Here is a 13,910-nt window from a genome sequence, read left to right on the forward strand (position 1 = left end):
CATGACGGCGCATTATTTCGATTGTCAATTGCACTGATTTCGATCTCTAATAAGTCATGACATTGTGGCGTCCAGATCCCGCGCTCATCCGGCGGCCGGCCTATCAATCGCTCGCCGACCAGTTTGCGCGTGCGATCCATGACGGGCGGCTGGCCAACGGCGCGCGGCTGCCGACGCATCGCCGGCTGGCCGACGAATTGAAGCTTTCGGTGCAGACGGTCAGTCGCGCCTATGAGGAACTGATCCGCCGGGGCCTGGTTTCCGGCGAGATCGGCCGCGGCAGCTTCGTGCAGACACAGCGCCGCGAGCCGGAGCCGCCATACCTGCCGGAGCGCCTCGGCGAGGTCATCGATCTCTCCATCCTGAAGCCGGTGTGCGAGCCGATGCATCTGGAGCGGCTAAAGCAGGCGCTGGGCTGGCTTGCCGAGAACCTGCCGTCGAGCTCGGCGCTGTCGTTCCGGCCGAACATGGTGTTTCCGCGCCACCGCGCCGTCGCGGTCGACTGGCTGCGGCTCTGCGGTCTCGATGTGTCCGCGCAGAATGTCAGCCTGACCAACGGCGCCACGGCCGGCATGACGGTGGCGCTGATGAGCGTGGCGCCGCCGGGTTCGACCGTCGCCACCGAGGCGATCGGCCATCACACGCTGATCCCGCTGGCGCGCTATCTCGGCTTCAACCTCGAAGGACTGCCGATCGACGACAATGGCGTGATCCCGGAGGCGCTCGACGAGGCTTGCCGGTTGTCCGATATCCGCGCCGTATTCGTGCAGCCCTCGGTCATCAACCCGACCGCGACGCTTATGGACGCCGCGCGGCGCGAGCAGATCGCCGCGGTTGCGCGCAAGCACGACATCGCCATCATCGAGAACGACGTGCTCGGCCCCCTGGTCGAGGGCCGTCCGCCGCCGGTCGCCGCCTTCGCGCCAGAGCGCACGCTCTACGTCACCTCCTTCACCAAGATCGTGGTGCCGGGCCTGCGCATCGGTTACCTCGCGGCGCCCGACCGCTATGTAGCCGCCGTCGCCAACCGGCATCTCGTCTCCAACTGGATGGCGACGCCGCTGGTGGCGGAGATCGCCACAAAATGGGTGGCCGACGGCACGGCGATGGAGCTCGTCCGCTGGCAACGTTCGGCGCTGCGGCGGCGGCAGGAGATCGCCGCCGAAGTGCTTGCCGGGGTCGACTACCGTGTCCATCGCGACGGATTGCATCTGTGGCTGCAGCTGCCCGGCGACCGCGCCGAGGAGAGTTTCGTCTCACAGGCCCGTTTGCAGGGCGTGGCGATCGCGCCAGGCACATCCTTCCGCATTTCGCAGGAGCCATGGCAGCCGGCAGTGCGGATCTCGCTGGGCTCGACCACCGAGGGGGAACTGCGCGCCGGCTTGAGCGTTGTCACCAAACTTCTGCTCGGCGACCCGGAGCATCTTCTGCTGGCCATCTAGGCAGACATTGCCGCGAAATTGTGCGGAGCCAGAAACATTGTCATGATATTATTTTCCTGATTGACATGATTTGGCGCGTTCCGCATCGTTGAAGGCACCAGGTTCTCCAGCACGGGGAAATTCATTGTCCGCGCCCATCATCAAGATCGACGGCATTTCGAAAAGCTTCGGCACCTTCAAGGTGCTGGACGGCCTGTCGATGCAGGTCATGCCGCGCGAGAAGCTGGCGCTGATCGGCCCGTCCGGCTCGGGCAAGACGACGATCCTGCGCATCCTGATGACGCTGGAGAGGATCGACAGCGGCCACATCCAGATCGACGGCGAGCAGCTTTACCACATGGAGCGCAACGGCCAGTTGTTGGCCGCCGACGAACGGCATCTGGCAAGAATGCGCCAGAAGATCGGCATGGTCTTCCAGCTGTTCAACCTGTTTCCGCACAAGAGCGTCATCGACAACGTCACACTGGCGCCGATCTTGACCAAGGGCATGCCGCGCGCCGCCGCCGAAAAGCGGGCGATGGAGCTGCTCGACATGGTCGGCATGGCCGACAAGGCCAAAGCGATGCCGGCACAGCTCTCCGGTGGGCAGAAACAGCGCGTGGCGATCGCCCGGGCGCTGGCCCTGCAGCCCAGGATCATGCTGTTCGACGAGGTGACATCGGCGCTCGATCCAGAACTGGTCGAGGAGGTGCTGAACGTCTTGTGGCGACTCTGCTCCGAGACCGACATGACCATGCTGCTCGTCACCCACGAAATGGGTTTTGCCCATGATTTCGCCGACCGGGTTTTGTTCTTTGACCGCGGCAAGATTGTCGAAGAAGGCAAGCCCGACGAGATTTTCCGCAATCCCAAGCAGGAGCGCACGCAAGGCTTCCTGAAGAAGATCATCGCGGCCGGACATCGCGTCTGACCGCCATGCCAAGGCGGCGAAGCCGTCTCGACCAAAGCGAACCAAGAAGAGAAGCAAGGAGTTGGGAACAATGAAGAAACTTGGCATTCTGGCCGGCGTGGCCGGTGTTGCACTGACCGCGATTCTGGCCGCATCGACCGCGAGATCGGCCGACGACAGCAAGCTCGAAGAGCTCAAGGCACAGGGCTTCGCCCGCGTCGCCATCGCCAATGAGCCGCCCTATACGGCGGTTGCGGCCGATGGCAAGGTTTCGGGCGCCGCGCCCGATGTGGCGCGCGAGATTTTCAAGCGCCTCGGCGTCGCCGACATCGTCGCCTCGATCTCGGAATATGGCGCCATGATCCCCGGCCTGCAGGCCGGGCGTTTCGACGTCGTCACCGCCGGCCTGTTCATGAAGCCGGAGCGCTGCGCGGCGGTCGTCTACTCGGAGCCGGTGCTGTGCGACGCCGAGGCGATGCTGGTCAAGAAGGGCAATCCGAAGGGCTTCAAGAGCTACGAGGATGTCGCCAAGGATGCCACCGCGACGATCGGGGCGCCGGGCGGCGGCACCGAGGAGAAGCTGGCGCTCACTGCCGGCGTGCCGCGTGACCGCGTCATCGTCGTGCCGGACGGCCAGAGCGGCCTGAAGATGCTGCAGGACGGCCGCATCGATGCCTATTCGCTGCCCGTGCTGTCGATCAACGATCTGGTCAAGAAGGCCAACGATCCGAACCTCGAAGTCGTCGCTCCGGTGGTCGGCGCGCCGGTCTATTGCGACGGCGCGGCGTTCAAGAAGGGCGACGAGGCGCTGCGCGACGCCTATGACGTCGAGCTGGCCAAGCTGAAGCAGTCCGGCGAGTTCGCCAAGATCATCGAGCCTTACGGCTTCTCGGCGGCGGCGGCGATGTCGACGAGCCGCGACAAGCTCTGCTCGGCAAAGTAGGCGCCTTTTTCCTTCTCCCCGTTCACGGGGAGAAGGTGGTCCTAATGCATGTCGCCCAAAAGTGCGCAGCGGTTTTGGGATAACGACATGCACAAACAAGGCCGGATGAGGGACAGCACAAAGTTTTACGAAGCTGGCCCTGCCCCTCATCTGCCTGCCGGCATCTTCTCCCCGTGAACGGGGAGGAGAAGGGGCCAAGACTACCGCCTCGCACAACTGTAAACGTTGGAAACTCTTGACTTCATGACCCAATGGTCCGGCTATTTCGGCCTGATATTGCAGGGAGCGCTGATCACCATCGAGCTGACGCTGATGGGCTCGGTGCTTGCCTTGATCATGGCCTTTCTCGCCGGGCTGGGACGGCTGTCGCGTTTTTTCGCCATTCGAGCGCTGGCCACCGCCTATATCGAATTCTTCCGCGGCACGTCGATCTTCGTGCAGCTGTTCTGGGCCTATTTCGTGCTGCCCTTCATCGGCATTTCGCTGACGCCGCTGCAGGCCGGCGTGCTGGCGCTTGGCCTCAATGTCGGCGCCTATGCCGCGGAGGTAGTGCGCGGCGCCATCCAGTCGATCGGCCGCGAACAGTACGAGGCCTGCACCGCGCTCAATCTCGGCCGCTGGCAAGCCATGCGCCATGTCATCCTGCCGCAGGCGCTGCTTGTCATGCTGCCGACCTTCGGCAACAACGCCATCGAATTGCTCAAGGCCACCGCCGTGGTTTCGCTGATCTCGCTCACCGACCTGACCTTCCAGGCGCAAGTGGTGCGCTCGCAAACCGGCAACACGCTGGTGCCGTTCACCACCATCCTCATCATCTATTTCGTCCTTGCGCTGATCATTTCCTGGGGTGTTCGATCGCTTGAAAGGCGCATGGCGCGCGGCCTCGACGGGGTGCGTGTCTGATGGATCGGGTCTCATAATGGAGTGGGATTGGAATTTCGTCTGGGAGATCATGCCGACGCTGATCCAGGGCGTGAAGATCACCATCCTGGCGACGCTGCTCGGCTCGGTTCTGGCCGCGATTGTGGGGCTGGCCATCGCGCTGGCGCGGCGCTCGCCGAACAGGGGCTTGTCGCGGACCGTCAGCTTCCTCGCCGAGTTCATCCGCGGCACGCCGCTGCTGGTGCAGCTCTATTTCATCTTCTACGTGCTGCCGGATATCGGTATCCTGCTGCCGCCGCTGGTGGCGGGGGTCATCGGCCTCGGCCTGCATTACGGCACCTACACGGCCGAGGTCTACCGCGCCGGCATCGAGAATGTGCCGCGCGGCCAGTGGGAAGCCGCCAAGGCCTGCAATCTGAACGCCAGGCAGACCTGGACCCACATCATCATGCCGCAGGCGATTCCGCCGATGATCCCGGCGCTTGCCAACTACTTCATCGCCATGTTCAAGGAGACGCCGCTGCTTTCGGCGATCACCGTGCTGGAACTGATGAACCAGGCCAAGAGCGTCGCCAACACCTATTACCGCTACGTCGAGCCGATGACCTTGGTCGGCGCTTTCTTCCTCGTCATCAGCCTATTCTCGGTCGTGCTGCTGCGCTGGCTGGAACGCCGCTACGGCAAGATCGAGAGGTAGTGTTTTATGAAACACTTGCCCGAAATCAGACTGACGCCGACACGGCCGGCGCTCGACGCCCGCCCCCTGGAAAAGCGCGTCGGCCTGATCATCCTTGCCACCGACCATACGACCGAGCCGGATTTTCGTCGCATCGTGGCAAGCGACCGCATCGGCGTCTATGTCGCGCGCATCCCATACGCCAATCCGACGACGCCGGAGAATTTGCGCAAGATGCAGCCGTCGCTGACCGCGGGCGCGGCGCTCATCCTGCCCGACGAGCCACTCGACGCGATCTGCTATTCCTGCACGTCGGCCTCCGTGGTTATCGGCGATGCCAAGATCGAGGCGGCGGTGCAGGCAGCCAAGCCCGGCGTGCCCGTGGTCACGCCGCCGATGGCAGGGGTGCGTGGCTTGAAGGCGCTGGGCGCCAGGACGATCAGCATTCTCACCCCTTACACGGTCGAGACCAGCCGGCCGATGGCGGACTATTTCGCGGCGCACGGTTTCGAGATCGCCAGCTTCACCTGCCTCGGCTTCGAGGACGACCGCGAGATGGCGCGGATTGCGCCAACGTCGCTGGTCGATCTGGCGCGCGAGGCGACCGATGCGCAAGCGGACGCGTTGTTCGTCTCCTGCACGGCGCTGCGGGCCGCACTTGCTGTGGTCGGCATGGAAGAGGCGATCGGCCGTCCGGTCGTGACCAGCAACCAGGCAACGGCCTGGAACTGCCTGCGGCTTTGCGGCGACGACGAGCCGCGCGCCGAATTCGGCCGTCTGATGACGTTGCCGTTGAATTGATCGCAGAGCAAAGGCCATGACCGCGAACGACGTCACCCTCTCTGATATCCGCGCCGCCCGCGAGCGTATCGCAGGCAAGGTCGAGCGCACACCGATCGTGCTTTCCCCGAGTCTTTCCGGGCAGTTGGGCGCGCCTGTTTATCTCAAGCTCGAACATCGGCAGATCACCGGCAGCTTCAAGCTGCGCGGCGCCTCGAACGCCATCGCGTCGCTGAACACCGAGGAGAAGACGCGCGGCGTGGTCGCCGCGTCGACCGGCAATCACGGCCGGGCGCTGGCTCATGCGGCGAAGCTCGAAGGCATGCGCGCGACGATCTGCATGTCGCGACTGGTACCGCAGAATAAGCTCGACGAAATCCGCCGGCTCGGCGCCGATATCCGCATCGTCGGCAACAGCCAGGACGATGCGCAGCAAGAGGTCGACCGATTGGTCGCGGAAGAGGGACTGGTCATGCTGCCGCCCTTCGACCATCCTGATGTCATCGCCGGACAAGGGACGCTCGGGCTGGAGATCATCGAGCAGGTTGCGGATGCCGCTTTGGTGCTGGTGCCGCTGTCAGGCGGTGGGCTGGCGGCGGGTGTCGCCGCTGCCGTGAAGGGTGTCAGCCCGAGCACGAAGGTCATCGGCGTTTCGATGGCGCGGGGTGCGGCGATGAAGGCAAGCCTTGATGCCGGACATCCAGTTTTGGTCGAGGAACTGCCGACGCTGGCGGATTCGCTCGGCGGTGGCATCGGCCTCGACAACCGGCTGACCTTTTCGATGTGCCGCGACCTGCTCGACGATGTGATCCTGCTCAGCGAGGACGAGATCGCCGCCGGCGTCCGCCATGCCTATGAACAGGAGCGCGAGATCGTCGAAGGCGCCGGCGCGGTCTGCATCGCCGCCGTGCTTGCCGGCAAGGTCAGGGCGAGCGGCCCCACAGTGCTCATTCTGTCGGGCCGCAACATCGATATGACGCAGCACAGGAAAGTCGTTTGCGGCGAACACGCCTCATTCAAGGAGCACTCGGGATGAAAGTTCTTTCACGTCGAGTTTCTTCCCAAGGATCGCTATCCTTTGCAATTGAGGAGAGCGCCGCATGAGCCGGATGACGATACTCACCGAAGCCGAATTGCGCGCGATCGTGAAGCTCGATCTCGATGCCGTCGCCTGCGTCGAGAACGCCTTCCGCGCGCTTGCCACCTTGCCGGTGGCGATGCCGCCGATCCTACGGCTCGACATTCCCGAGCATCGCGGCGAGGTCGACGTCAAGACCGCCTATGTGCCTGGGATCGACGGTTTTGCGATAAAGATTAGTCCCGGCTTTTTCGACAATCCGAAGCTCGGCCTACCCAGCGTCAACGGCATGATGGTGCTGCTGTCGTCAAAAACCGGGCTGGTCGAAGCGTTGCTGCTCGATAATGGCTATTTGACCGACATCCGCACAGCCGCGGCCGGAGCGGTCGCGGCGAAACACCTTTCGCGAGCCGACTCCTCAATTGCCGCGATCTTCGGCGCCGGTATCCAGGCCGGGCTGCAGCTCGAGGCACTCAGGCTGGTGCGGCCGATCGCCGAGGCCCGCATCTGGGCCAGGGACGCCGCCAAGGCCGAAGCCGCGGCGGATGCATTGCGCGAAAGACTGGGAATTGTCGTGCGTGCGGAGCCCGACGCGGCAAAGGCGGCGGCCGGCGCCGACATCATCGTCACCACGACGCCATCGACCGAGCCGCTGATCAAGGCCGGCTTCATCTCCGCCGGCCAGCACATCACAGCTATGGGCTCGGATGCCGAGCACAAGAACGAGATCGCTCCGGCGATCCTGCGCATGGCCGATCTCTACGTCGCCGACAGCGCGAAACAGACGCGGCTGCTGGGCGAACTGCATCATGCCATCGCGACGGGCGTGATGGCGGCCGATGCCGAGATCACCGAGCTTGGCCAGATCATCGCCGGCGAAAGACATGGCCGGCGCTCGGCCAGCGACATCACCATCGCCGACCTCACCGGCACCGGCGTGCAGGACACGGCGATCGCCACGCTCGCCCGCGACCGTGCCCGAGCGGGGAATGCCGGTACGATTTTCGAAAGCTGATGCTGGCCGCAAGGCCCAACAAACGAGGACCAAGAACAATGCAGCCTAATCTCAAATTCTCGCGCGGCGAATATGCGGAGCGCTTGGCCAAGACACGGAAGGCCATGGAGGCCAAGGGCGTCGATCTGCTTGTTGTCAGCGATCCATCCAACATGGCGTGGCTGACCGGCTATGACGGCTGGTCGTTCTATGTGCACCAGGCCGTCATCGTGCCGCCGTCGGGCGAACCGGTGTGGTACGGGCGCGGCCAGGACGCCAACGGCGCCAAGCGCACCGCCTATCTCGCCCACGACAACATCGTCGGCTATGCCGACCACTATGTGCAGTCGACCGAACGCCACCCGATGGATTTTCTCTCGCAGGTGCTGACCGATCGCGGCTGGGGCAAGCTCAGCATCGGCGTCGAGATGGACAATTACTGGTTCTCGGCGGCCGCCTTTGCTTCGTTGCAGAAGCATCTGCCCAATGCCCGCTTCGTCGACGCCACGGCACTGGTCAACTGGCAGCGCGCGGTGAAGAGCCCGACCGAGATCGACTATATGCGCAAGGCCGCCCGCATCGTGGAAGCGATGCACCTGCGCATCGTCGACAAGATCGAAGTCGGCATGCGCAAATGCGATCTGGTCGCGGAGATCTATGATGCCGGCACGCGCGGCGTCGACGGTATCGGCGGCGACTATCCGGCGATCGTGCCGCTGCTGCCGTCGGGCGCCGATGCGTCGGCGCCGCATCTGACCTGGGACGACAAGCCGATGAAGTCGGGCGAGGGCACCTTCTTCGAGATCGCCGGCTGCTACAACCGCTACCATTGTCCGCTTTCGCGGACTGTGTTCCTTGGTAAACCCACGCAGGAATTCCTCGATGCCGAAAAGGCGACGCTGGAAGGCATGGAGGCTGGGCTTGCCGCGGCAAAGCCCGGCAACACATGCGAAGACATCGCCAATGCCTTCTTCGCCGTGCTGAAGAGATATGGCATCGTCAAGGATAACCGCACCGGCTATCCGATCGGGCTTTCCTATCCACCGGACTGGGGCGAACGCACGATGAGCCTGCGCCCTGGCGATCGCACCGAGCTGAAGCCCGGCATGACTTTCCATTTCATGACTGGCCTGTGGCTGGAGACGATGGGGCTCGAGATCACCGAATCCATCCTGATCACCGAGACTGGCGTCGAGTGCCTGGCCAACGTGCCGCGCAAGCTGGTGGTGAAGAATTGAGCCCGATGTCCCAGCTTCGCCCATCGCCGATCACGCCGACCGTCGACTTCGACCGCGACGGCGTGCAGCACGGATTCCTGCGGCTGCCCTACAGCCGCGACGATTCGGCCTGGGGATCGGTGATGATCCCGATTTGCGTGATCCGTAACGGCAACGGGCCGACCGCACTGCTCACCGGCGGCAACCATGGCGACGAATATGAGGGGCCGCTGGCGCTCTACGATCTCGCCCGCACGCTCGATCCAAAGCACGTCAGCGGCACGGTCATCATCGTGCCGGCGATGAACTATCCGGCGTTCCGCGCCGGCACCCGCACCTCGCCGATCGACAAGGGCAATCTGAACCGCAGCTTTCCAGGCCGGCCAGACGGCACGGTGACCGAGAAGATCGCCGACTACTTCCAGCGCGAACTCTTGCCGCGCACAGACATCGCGCTCGACTTCCATTCCGGCGGCAAGACACTCGACTTCGTGCCGTTCTGCGCCGCCCATATCCGGCCCGACAAGGTGCTGGAGGCGAAGGGCTTCGCCGCGGTCGAGGCGTTCTCCGCACCGTGGTCGATGAAGATGCTGGAGATCGACGCGGTCGGCATGTTCGACACTGCGGCCGAAGAAATGGGCAAGCTGTTCATCACCACCGAGCTTGGCGGCGGTGGGACTTCTCGCGCGGAAACGGTGCGGATCGCTCGTCGCGGGGTGCTCAATGTGCTACGCCATGCCGGCATTGTCGCCGGTGCGGTCGAGATGCAGCCGACCCGCTGGCTGGACATGCCGTCAGGCGATTGCTTCTCGTTCGCCGAGGACGACGGGATGATCGAAACGATGATCGATCTCGGCGAGCCCGTCGAAGAGGGCCAAGTCCTGGCGCGCATCCATTCCATCGGTCGCACCGGTGCCGCACCTCAGGAGATCAGGGCAACAATGTCCGGCCTTCTGGCCGCGCGGCATTTCCCCGGACTGGTCAAGGCGGGCGACTGCACCGCAGTGGTCGCCGTGCTCGTTGACTGACGGCAGAGCCAGCCAAACTCAGGTTTGGTCGTTCTGCCGCGCGGTATCGCCTTCGAAGCCGCAACGCCAATAGGCGACGACGAGGTGCGCGTCGCGCGGCAGCTTCCGGTCCTGCCTGAGGTAGGACCGGATGGCGCGGAAGCTCTTGTGCTCGCAGCCGACCCAGGCGAAGACGCTGCGCCCATCTTCGGGCCAGGGCACGTTCCGGACCGCATCCTGAAGCAAAGCGGATTTGCCTGGGGCCACGCCATTCCTGTGCAGCCATTTTATGTCCAGTGTGGCCTGCGAAACCAGCTTCTGCTCCTCGTCGCCATCAGCGACTTCGATGCGAACGACGGCGTGCACGCCCGCCGGCAGCGCCTCCACGATGCGGCCGATCGCGGGCAGGGCGGTCTCGTCGCCGGCAAGCAGGCACCAGTCGGCTGTGGGCACGTCGCCGCCGCCCGGGCCGGTCATCCCGACGATATCGCCGATCCGTGCATTGGCCGCGAAACGCGCGCCGGGCATGCCATCGCCATCATGCAATACGAAGTCGATATCGACCTCTCCCTTTTCGACGTCGATGCGGCGGATCGTGTAGACGCGCACATCCGGCCGCCGTTCCGCTTGGGGCCATACCGGACGGCCGTCCACGCCGGTGACCGGCCAGGCGGGTACTGCGCCATCCTTGGGAAGCAGCAGACGGACATGAAGCCCGCCCGTTGCGAAGCGTCCAAGGTCGCTTCCGGCCAGGGTCAGCCGTCGCATATGCGGTGTCACATCGGCGGTTCGCACGACGCGCATCTCGCGGAAATAGGGTAGCGGTTGCCCTGCCGCCCCGTCGCCCTGCCAGATGATGCTGGGGCTCTCCGCCGCCGCGAAATGCAGCAGATGCTCGGCGATGGAGAGCTTCACATAGGCCAGGGATGTCTCGTCCTTGCCTTCGGCAAAAACCTTCAGGCAGCGTTGGCAGGCTTCCATGCTGGCTGAACCGAAGGCCGTGTCGATGCGGCTGCAGGCGCCGTCGACGGCGACATCGCCATGGTCGGCAAAATGCGCGCAAAGCCGCTTCATGATGTCTTGCGGACAAGACAGCATGATTTCGGCGGATGCCTTGAGGTTCCTCGGCATTTCAACCATGGCGCGGCACTCCTTTTGCGAGCAGATGGACGAGATAAGGTCCGCCAAGCAGCGAGGCGAACAGGCCGACGGGCAGTTCGTATGGAAACGCCACCATGCGCGACAGCCAGTCCGACACGATCATCAGCAGCGCGCCGACAAGGACCGCGCCGGCGAGGTGAAGGCGGGCGCGGGCAAAGCCGATCAGCCGTGCAAGGTGCGGCGCGATGAGACCGACGAAGCTCAGCGGCCCGACGAACATCGCGGCAAGCGCGGTGAGGATTGCTGCGAGCACGATCAGCGTCAGTCGTCCGCCCGCGATCGGCAGGCCGAGCCCGCGTGCGGTATCCTCGCCGAGCGGCAAGATATCGAGCCAGCGGGCGGCGAGAAACAGCGGCAGCGTCAACAGCATCAGACACGCCAAGGCCACCCAGGCATCGGCGCCGGTCGCCTGGCTGGTCGAGCCGCCGAGCCAGCGCAGCAGGACATAGGATTGGGAATTTCCCATGGCGATCGTCGCGGTGATCACGGCGCTGCACAGCGCGCTCATGGCAATGCCGGCAAGCAGCAACCGCTCGGAGCCGAATTTCGCCCGTGCGGCAATCGTCAGCATGGCGATCAGCACCGCCAGCGAGCCGAAAACGGATCCGGCGAGCTGCCAGCCGAGCCCGGCCGTCGCGCTGACCACCAAGACTGCGGTCAGGCCGGCACCGGCTCCGGTGCCGACACCCAGCACCTCGGGGCTTGCTAATGGATTGCCGGTGATCCGCTGGATGACGACGCCCGCCACTGCCAGCATGGCGCCGGCGGCTGCCGCCACGCCGAACCGCGGCGCGCGCCAGGCGGCGAGATCGGCCAGCATCTCGCCGCCGGCGACCGACCAGCCCGCCGGTCCTCGTCCGACGATAAGCGCTACTACCGCCGCGACAAGGGTCAGCAGAAGCAACAGCAAAATGATGAACCGGCCGGCCTTGCGCGGGGATGTGCCTGATGTGTTCAGGCTCGGCCATTCCAATAGGCGCAGCCTCGGCAGCAGCCAGAGCAAAACCGGGCCGCCGAGGAGCGCGGTGCCCGCGCCGGTCGGAATGCGTTCGCCGCCGGCGCCAGCCGCAAGCTGTACCAGCCCATCCGTCAGCCACAGCAGGATGGCGCCGATCAACGGCGCGGCCAGCAGCTTCTGCCCTAGCGAACGCGCGCCTGAAAGCGTGGCGAGCGCCGGTGCTGCAAGGCCGACGAAGCCGATGACGCCGACCTCTGCGACCACCGTGGTCGCCATCCACACGGCAAGCGCAATGACGAGGAAGCGGCTGGTGTGGCGCGCGATGCCGAGACTGCGCGCAGAAGCGTCGTCAAGGCCAAGGATCGTCAGCGGCCTGAGCAGCAGCAGGGCGGCGCCGGCGCCGACCGCAAGCCTGGTCGACAGGGCGATGGTCGGGCCCCAATCCTGCTGGACCAGCGATCCGCCGCCCCAGATGAACAGCGAGAACAGATAGTCGCCATTGGCGAGGATCAGGGCGGCGCTGATGGCGCTTGCGGTGAGCGCCACCATCATGCCGGCAAGCACGACGGAGACGGGCTCAAGCCCGCGCCGCCAGGTCAGCGACAGCACCAGCAGCACGGCGGCGGCGCCGCCGGCAAAGGCGATAGTGCCTTGCGACCGCTCCATCAGAAACGGCGCATAGATGGAAGCGGCCGTCATTGCCAGTTGCGCGCCCGCCGAAATGCCGAGCGTCGACGGCTCGGCCAGCGGGTTGCGCAGCACACGCTGCAGCAAAAGGCCGGACAGGCCGAGAACGGCGCCGGCCAGCACCGCCACCGCCGCGCGCGGCAGCGTGCTGTAAAAAAGGATGACACGATCGAGGTTGCTGTCGGCCGGCGTGGTGGCTGGCCATTGCATGTCGACCCGCCAGCAGAACAACAGCGCGGCCGTCGCCACCAAGGCGCCCCACAAGGCGATCGGCGGCAGCGTGCGGCCAGTCATAAGCGTGCGCTCAGTCATGGGACTGACCGAGCAGGGCGGCCGTGGCTAGCCGGACGAAGCGGCGTGCCGAGGGCAGGCAGCCGAAGTGATTGATCGGCTCGAGCAGGGCGACACGGCTGTTCCGGACCGCCGGCAGTGCGTTCCACAGCGCATTTTCGGGAAGCGCGCGGCCGACATCGGCCGGCAGCGGCGAAACGACGAGGATCGAGGCGTCGGGAACGCGCGCCAGCGCCTCCAGCCCGACCGGAGCGGCGGCGCTGTAGCTCGTCTCGTCGGCCCAGGCATTCTCCAATCCGAGACGCAGCAGCACGTCGCCGAACATGGAATCCCGGCCAAAGGCGCGGAAATGGCGTGAATCGCCAAGGCTGATGACGAACACCGGCCGCCCGGAGTCAGCCGGCAGAGTAGCGCGCAATCGCGTGATTTCGACTGATGTCTCGTCGACGTAGCGTTTCGCTTCGGCCTGTCGTCCGAGCTTTTCGCCAAGCGCCAACGTCGCCGCTTCAGCGAGCGGGTAGGGCGGCACGCCGGGCGCGTAGACCGTTTGCGCAAAGACCGGCGCGATGCGCTCGAGCATCGGGCGCTGGTATTCGTAGAAACTGGAGATGGCGACAAGATCCGGCGCGACGATGCGCAACAGTTCGTAATTGGGCGTGCCGCGCAGCCCGAGATCGGTTACCGATCGGGGCACCTCGGGTTCCACCGCCAGTTTGCGAAACTGGATGAGTTCGGTCGCCGCGACCGGCGCGATGCCAAGCGCGATCAAGGTCTCCAGCATGCCCCAGTCGATCGCCGCGACGCGCAGCGGCGCAGCCTTGGCGGCGATCGGCGGCAACATGGCCGCCATGCCAAGCGCGAGCACCCGCCGTCTGCTGGGGAGGAGGTGGATCATCACCAGGGCC

13 protein-coding genes are annotated in these 13,910 nt (G+C 65.0%); 10 read left to right on the forward strand and 3 right to left on the reverse strand.

Annotated elements, in window-relative coordinates:
• The first annotated feature begins 56 nt into the window (after nucleotides 1-56).
• The 10 genes from EJ075_RS20650 (at nucleotide 57) to doeB (ending at nucleotide 9,929) form a co-directional block, all read left to right on the forward strand.
• Nucleotides 57-1,442, forward strand: a complete 1,386-nt coding sequence (locus EJ075_RS20650) for a PLP-dependent aminotransferase family protein (RefSeq protein ID WP_126105533.1) — start codon at nucleotides 57-59, stop codon at nucleotides 1,440-1,442.
• Between the two features lie 124 nt (nucleotides 1,443-1,566).
• Nucleotides 1,567-2,352: an ectoine/hydroxyectoine ABC transporter ATP-binding protein EhuA gene (gene ehuA / locus EJ075_RS20655; RefSeq protein ID WP_095489141.1), complete on the forward strand. Its 786-nt coding sequence runs from the start codon at nucleotides 1,567-1,569 to the stop codon at nucleotides 2,350-2,352.
• A 70-nt stretch (nucleotides 2,353-2,422) separates the two neighbouring features.
• Nucleotides 2,423-3,274, forward strand: coding sequence for an ectoine/hydroxyectoine ABC transporter substrate-binding protein EhuB (gene ehuB / locus EJ075_RS20660; protein WP_126105534.1), 852 nt, complete (start codon nucleotides 2,423-2,425; stop codon nucleotides 3,272-3,274).
• Nucleotides 3,275-3,517: 243 nt separating this feature from the next.
• Nucleotides 3,518-4,177: an ectoine/hydroxyectoine ABC transporter permease subunit EhuC gene (gene ehuC / locus EJ075_RS20665; protein ID WP_126105535.1), complete on the forward strand. Its 660-nt coding sequence runs from the start codon at nucleotides 3,518-3,520 to the stop codon at nucleotides 4,175-4,177.
• Nucleotides 4,178-4,193: 16 nt separating this feature from the next.
• Nucleotides 4,194-4,853, forward strand: a complete 660-nt coding sequence (gene ehuD / locus EJ075_RS20670; RefSeq protein ID WP_126105536.1) for an ectoine/hydroxyectoine ABC transporter permease subunit EhuD — start codon at nucleotides 4,194-4,196, stop codon at nucleotides 4,851-4,853.
• Nucleotides 4,854-4,859: 6 nt separating this feature from the next.
• On the forward strand, nucleotides 4,860-5,633 hold the full coding sequence (eutA, locus tag EJ075_RS20675) for an ectoine utilization protein EutA (RefSeq protein WP_126105537.1): 774 nt from the start codon (nucleotides 4,860-4,862) through the stop codon (nucleotides 5,631-5,633).
• 16 nt (nucleotides 5,634-5,649) lie between these two features.
• On the forward strand, nucleotides 5,650-6,648 hold the full coding sequence (gene eutB, locus EJ075_RS20680) for a hydroxyectoine utilization dehydratase EutB (RefSeq protein ID WP_126105538.1): 999 nt from the start codon (nucleotides 5,650-5,652) through the stop codon (nucleotides 6,646-6,648).
• 64 nt (nucleotides 6,649-6,712) lie between these two features.
• Nucleotides 6,713-7,705 (forward strand): ectoine utilization protein EutC, encoded by a 993-nt coding sequence (eutC, locus tag EJ075_RS20685; protein WP_126105539.1) that lies wholly within the window; start codon nucleotides 6,713-6,715, stop codon nucleotides 7,703-7,705.
• Between the two features lie 38 nt (nucleotides 7,706-7,743).
• Complete coding sequence (doeA, locus tag EJ075_RS20690) at nucleotides 7,744-8,922, forward strand: ectoine hydrolase DoeA (protein WP_126105540.1); 1,179 nt, start codon at nucleotides 7,744-7,746, stop codon at nucleotides 8,920-8,922.
• Nucleotides 8,923-8,927: 5 nt separating this feature from the next.
• Nucleotides 8,928-9,929, forward strand: coding sequence for a N(2)-acetyl-L-2,4-diaminobutanoate deacetylase DoeB (doeB, locus tag EJ075_RS20695; RefSeq protein ID WP_126105541.1), 1,002 nt, complete (start codon nucleotides 8,928-8,930; stop codon nucleotides 9,927-9,929).
• Nucleotides 9,930-9,947: 18 nt separating this feature from the next.
• Here doeB and EJ075_RS20700 read toward each other — a convergent pair whose 3' ends face one another.
• The 3 genes from EJ075_RS20700 to EJ075_RS20710 are packed head-to-tail and all read right to left on the reverse strand — an operon-like array spanning nucleotide 9,948 to nucleotide 13,900.
• Complete coding sequence (locus EJ075_RS20700) at nucleotides 9,948-11,048, reverse strand: siderophore-interacting protein (RefSeq protein WP_126105542.1); 1,101 nt, start codon at nucleotides 11,046-11,048, stop codon at nucleotides 9,948-9,950.
• Nucleotides 11,041-13,026 carry a Fe(3+)-hydroxamate ABC transporter permease FhuB gene (fhuB, locus tag EJ075_RS20705; RefSeq protein WP_206437501.1) on the reverse strand — a complete coding sequence of 662 codons (1,986 nt, stop codon included), beginning with the start codon at nucleotides 13,024-13,026 and terminating at the stop codon, nucleotides 11,041-11,043. The genes EJ075_RS20700 and fhuB overlap by 8 nt, the downstream gene beginning before the upstream one ends.
• Nucleotides 13,019-13,900: an iron-siderophore ABC transporter substrate-binding protein gene (locus tag EJ075_RS20710; protein WP_126105543.1), complete on the reverse strand. Its 882-nt coding sequence runs from the start codon at nucleotides 13,898-13,900 to the stop codon at nucleotides 13,019-13,021. Before EJ075_RS20710 ends, fhuB begins: the two co-directional genes overlap by 8 nt.
• Nucleotides 13,901-13,910: the final 10 nt, after the last annotated feature.

The organism is Mesorhizobium sp. M6A.T.Cr.TU.016.01.1.1 (assembly GCF_003952585.1).
GTDB classification, from domain to species: domain Bacteria; phylum Pseudomonadota; class Alphaproteobacteria; order Rhizobiales; family Rhizobiaceae; genus Mesorhizobium; species Mesorhizobium mediterraneum.

What these genes read in the sequence shown, in the direction of transcription:
- EJ075_RS20650 (WP_126105533.1), top strand. Translation starts at nt 57, where the DNA reads ATGACATTGTGGCGTCCAGATCCCGCGCTCATCCGGCGGCCGGCCTAT.
- ehuB (WP_126105534.1), top strand. Translation starts at nt 2,423, where the DNA reads ATGAAGAAACTTGGCATTCTGGCCGGCGTGGCCGGTGTTGCACTGACC.
- ehuC (WP_126105535.1), top strand. Translation starts at nt 3,518, where the DNA reads ATGACCCAATGGTCCGGCTATTTCGGCCTGATATTGCAGGGAGCGCTG.
- ehuD (WP_126105536.1), top strand. Translation starts at nt 4,194, where the DNA reads ATGGAGTGGGATTGGAATTTCGTCTGGGAGATCATGCCGACGCTGATC.
- eutA (WP_126105537.1), top strand. Translation starts at nt 4,860, where the DNA reads ATGAAACACTTGCCCGAAATCAGACTGACGCCGACACGGCCGGCGCTC.
- eutB (WP_126105538.1), top strand. Translation starts at nt 5,650, where the DNA reads ATGACCGCGAACGACGTCACCCTCTCTGATATCCGCGCCGCCCGCGAG.
- eutC (WP_126105539.1), top strand. Translation starts at nt 6,713, where the DNA reads ATGAGCCGGATGACGATACTCACCGAAGCCGAATTGCGCGCGATCGTG.
- doeA (WP_126105540.1), top strand. Translation starts at nt 7,744, where the DNA reads ATGCAGCCTAATCTCAAATTCTCGCGCGGCGAATATGCGGAGCGCTTG.
- doeB (WP_126105541.1), top strand. Translation starts at nt 8,928, where the DNA reads ATGTCCCAGCTTCGCCCATCGCCGATCACGCCGACCGTCGACTTCGAC.
- EJ075_RS20700 (WP_126105542.1), bottom strand. Translation starts at nt 11,048, where the DNA reads ATGGTTGAAATGCCGAGGAACCTCAAGGCATCCGCCGAAATCATGCTG.
- fhuB (WP_206437501.1), bottom strand. Translation starts at nt 13,026, where the DNA reads ATGACTGAGCGCACGCTTATGACTGGCCGCACGCTGCCGCCGATCGCC.
- EJ075_RS20710 (WP_126105543.1), bottom strand. Translation starts at nt 13,900, where the DNA reads ATGATCCACCTCCTCCCCAGCAGACGGCGGGTGCTCGCGCTTGGCATG.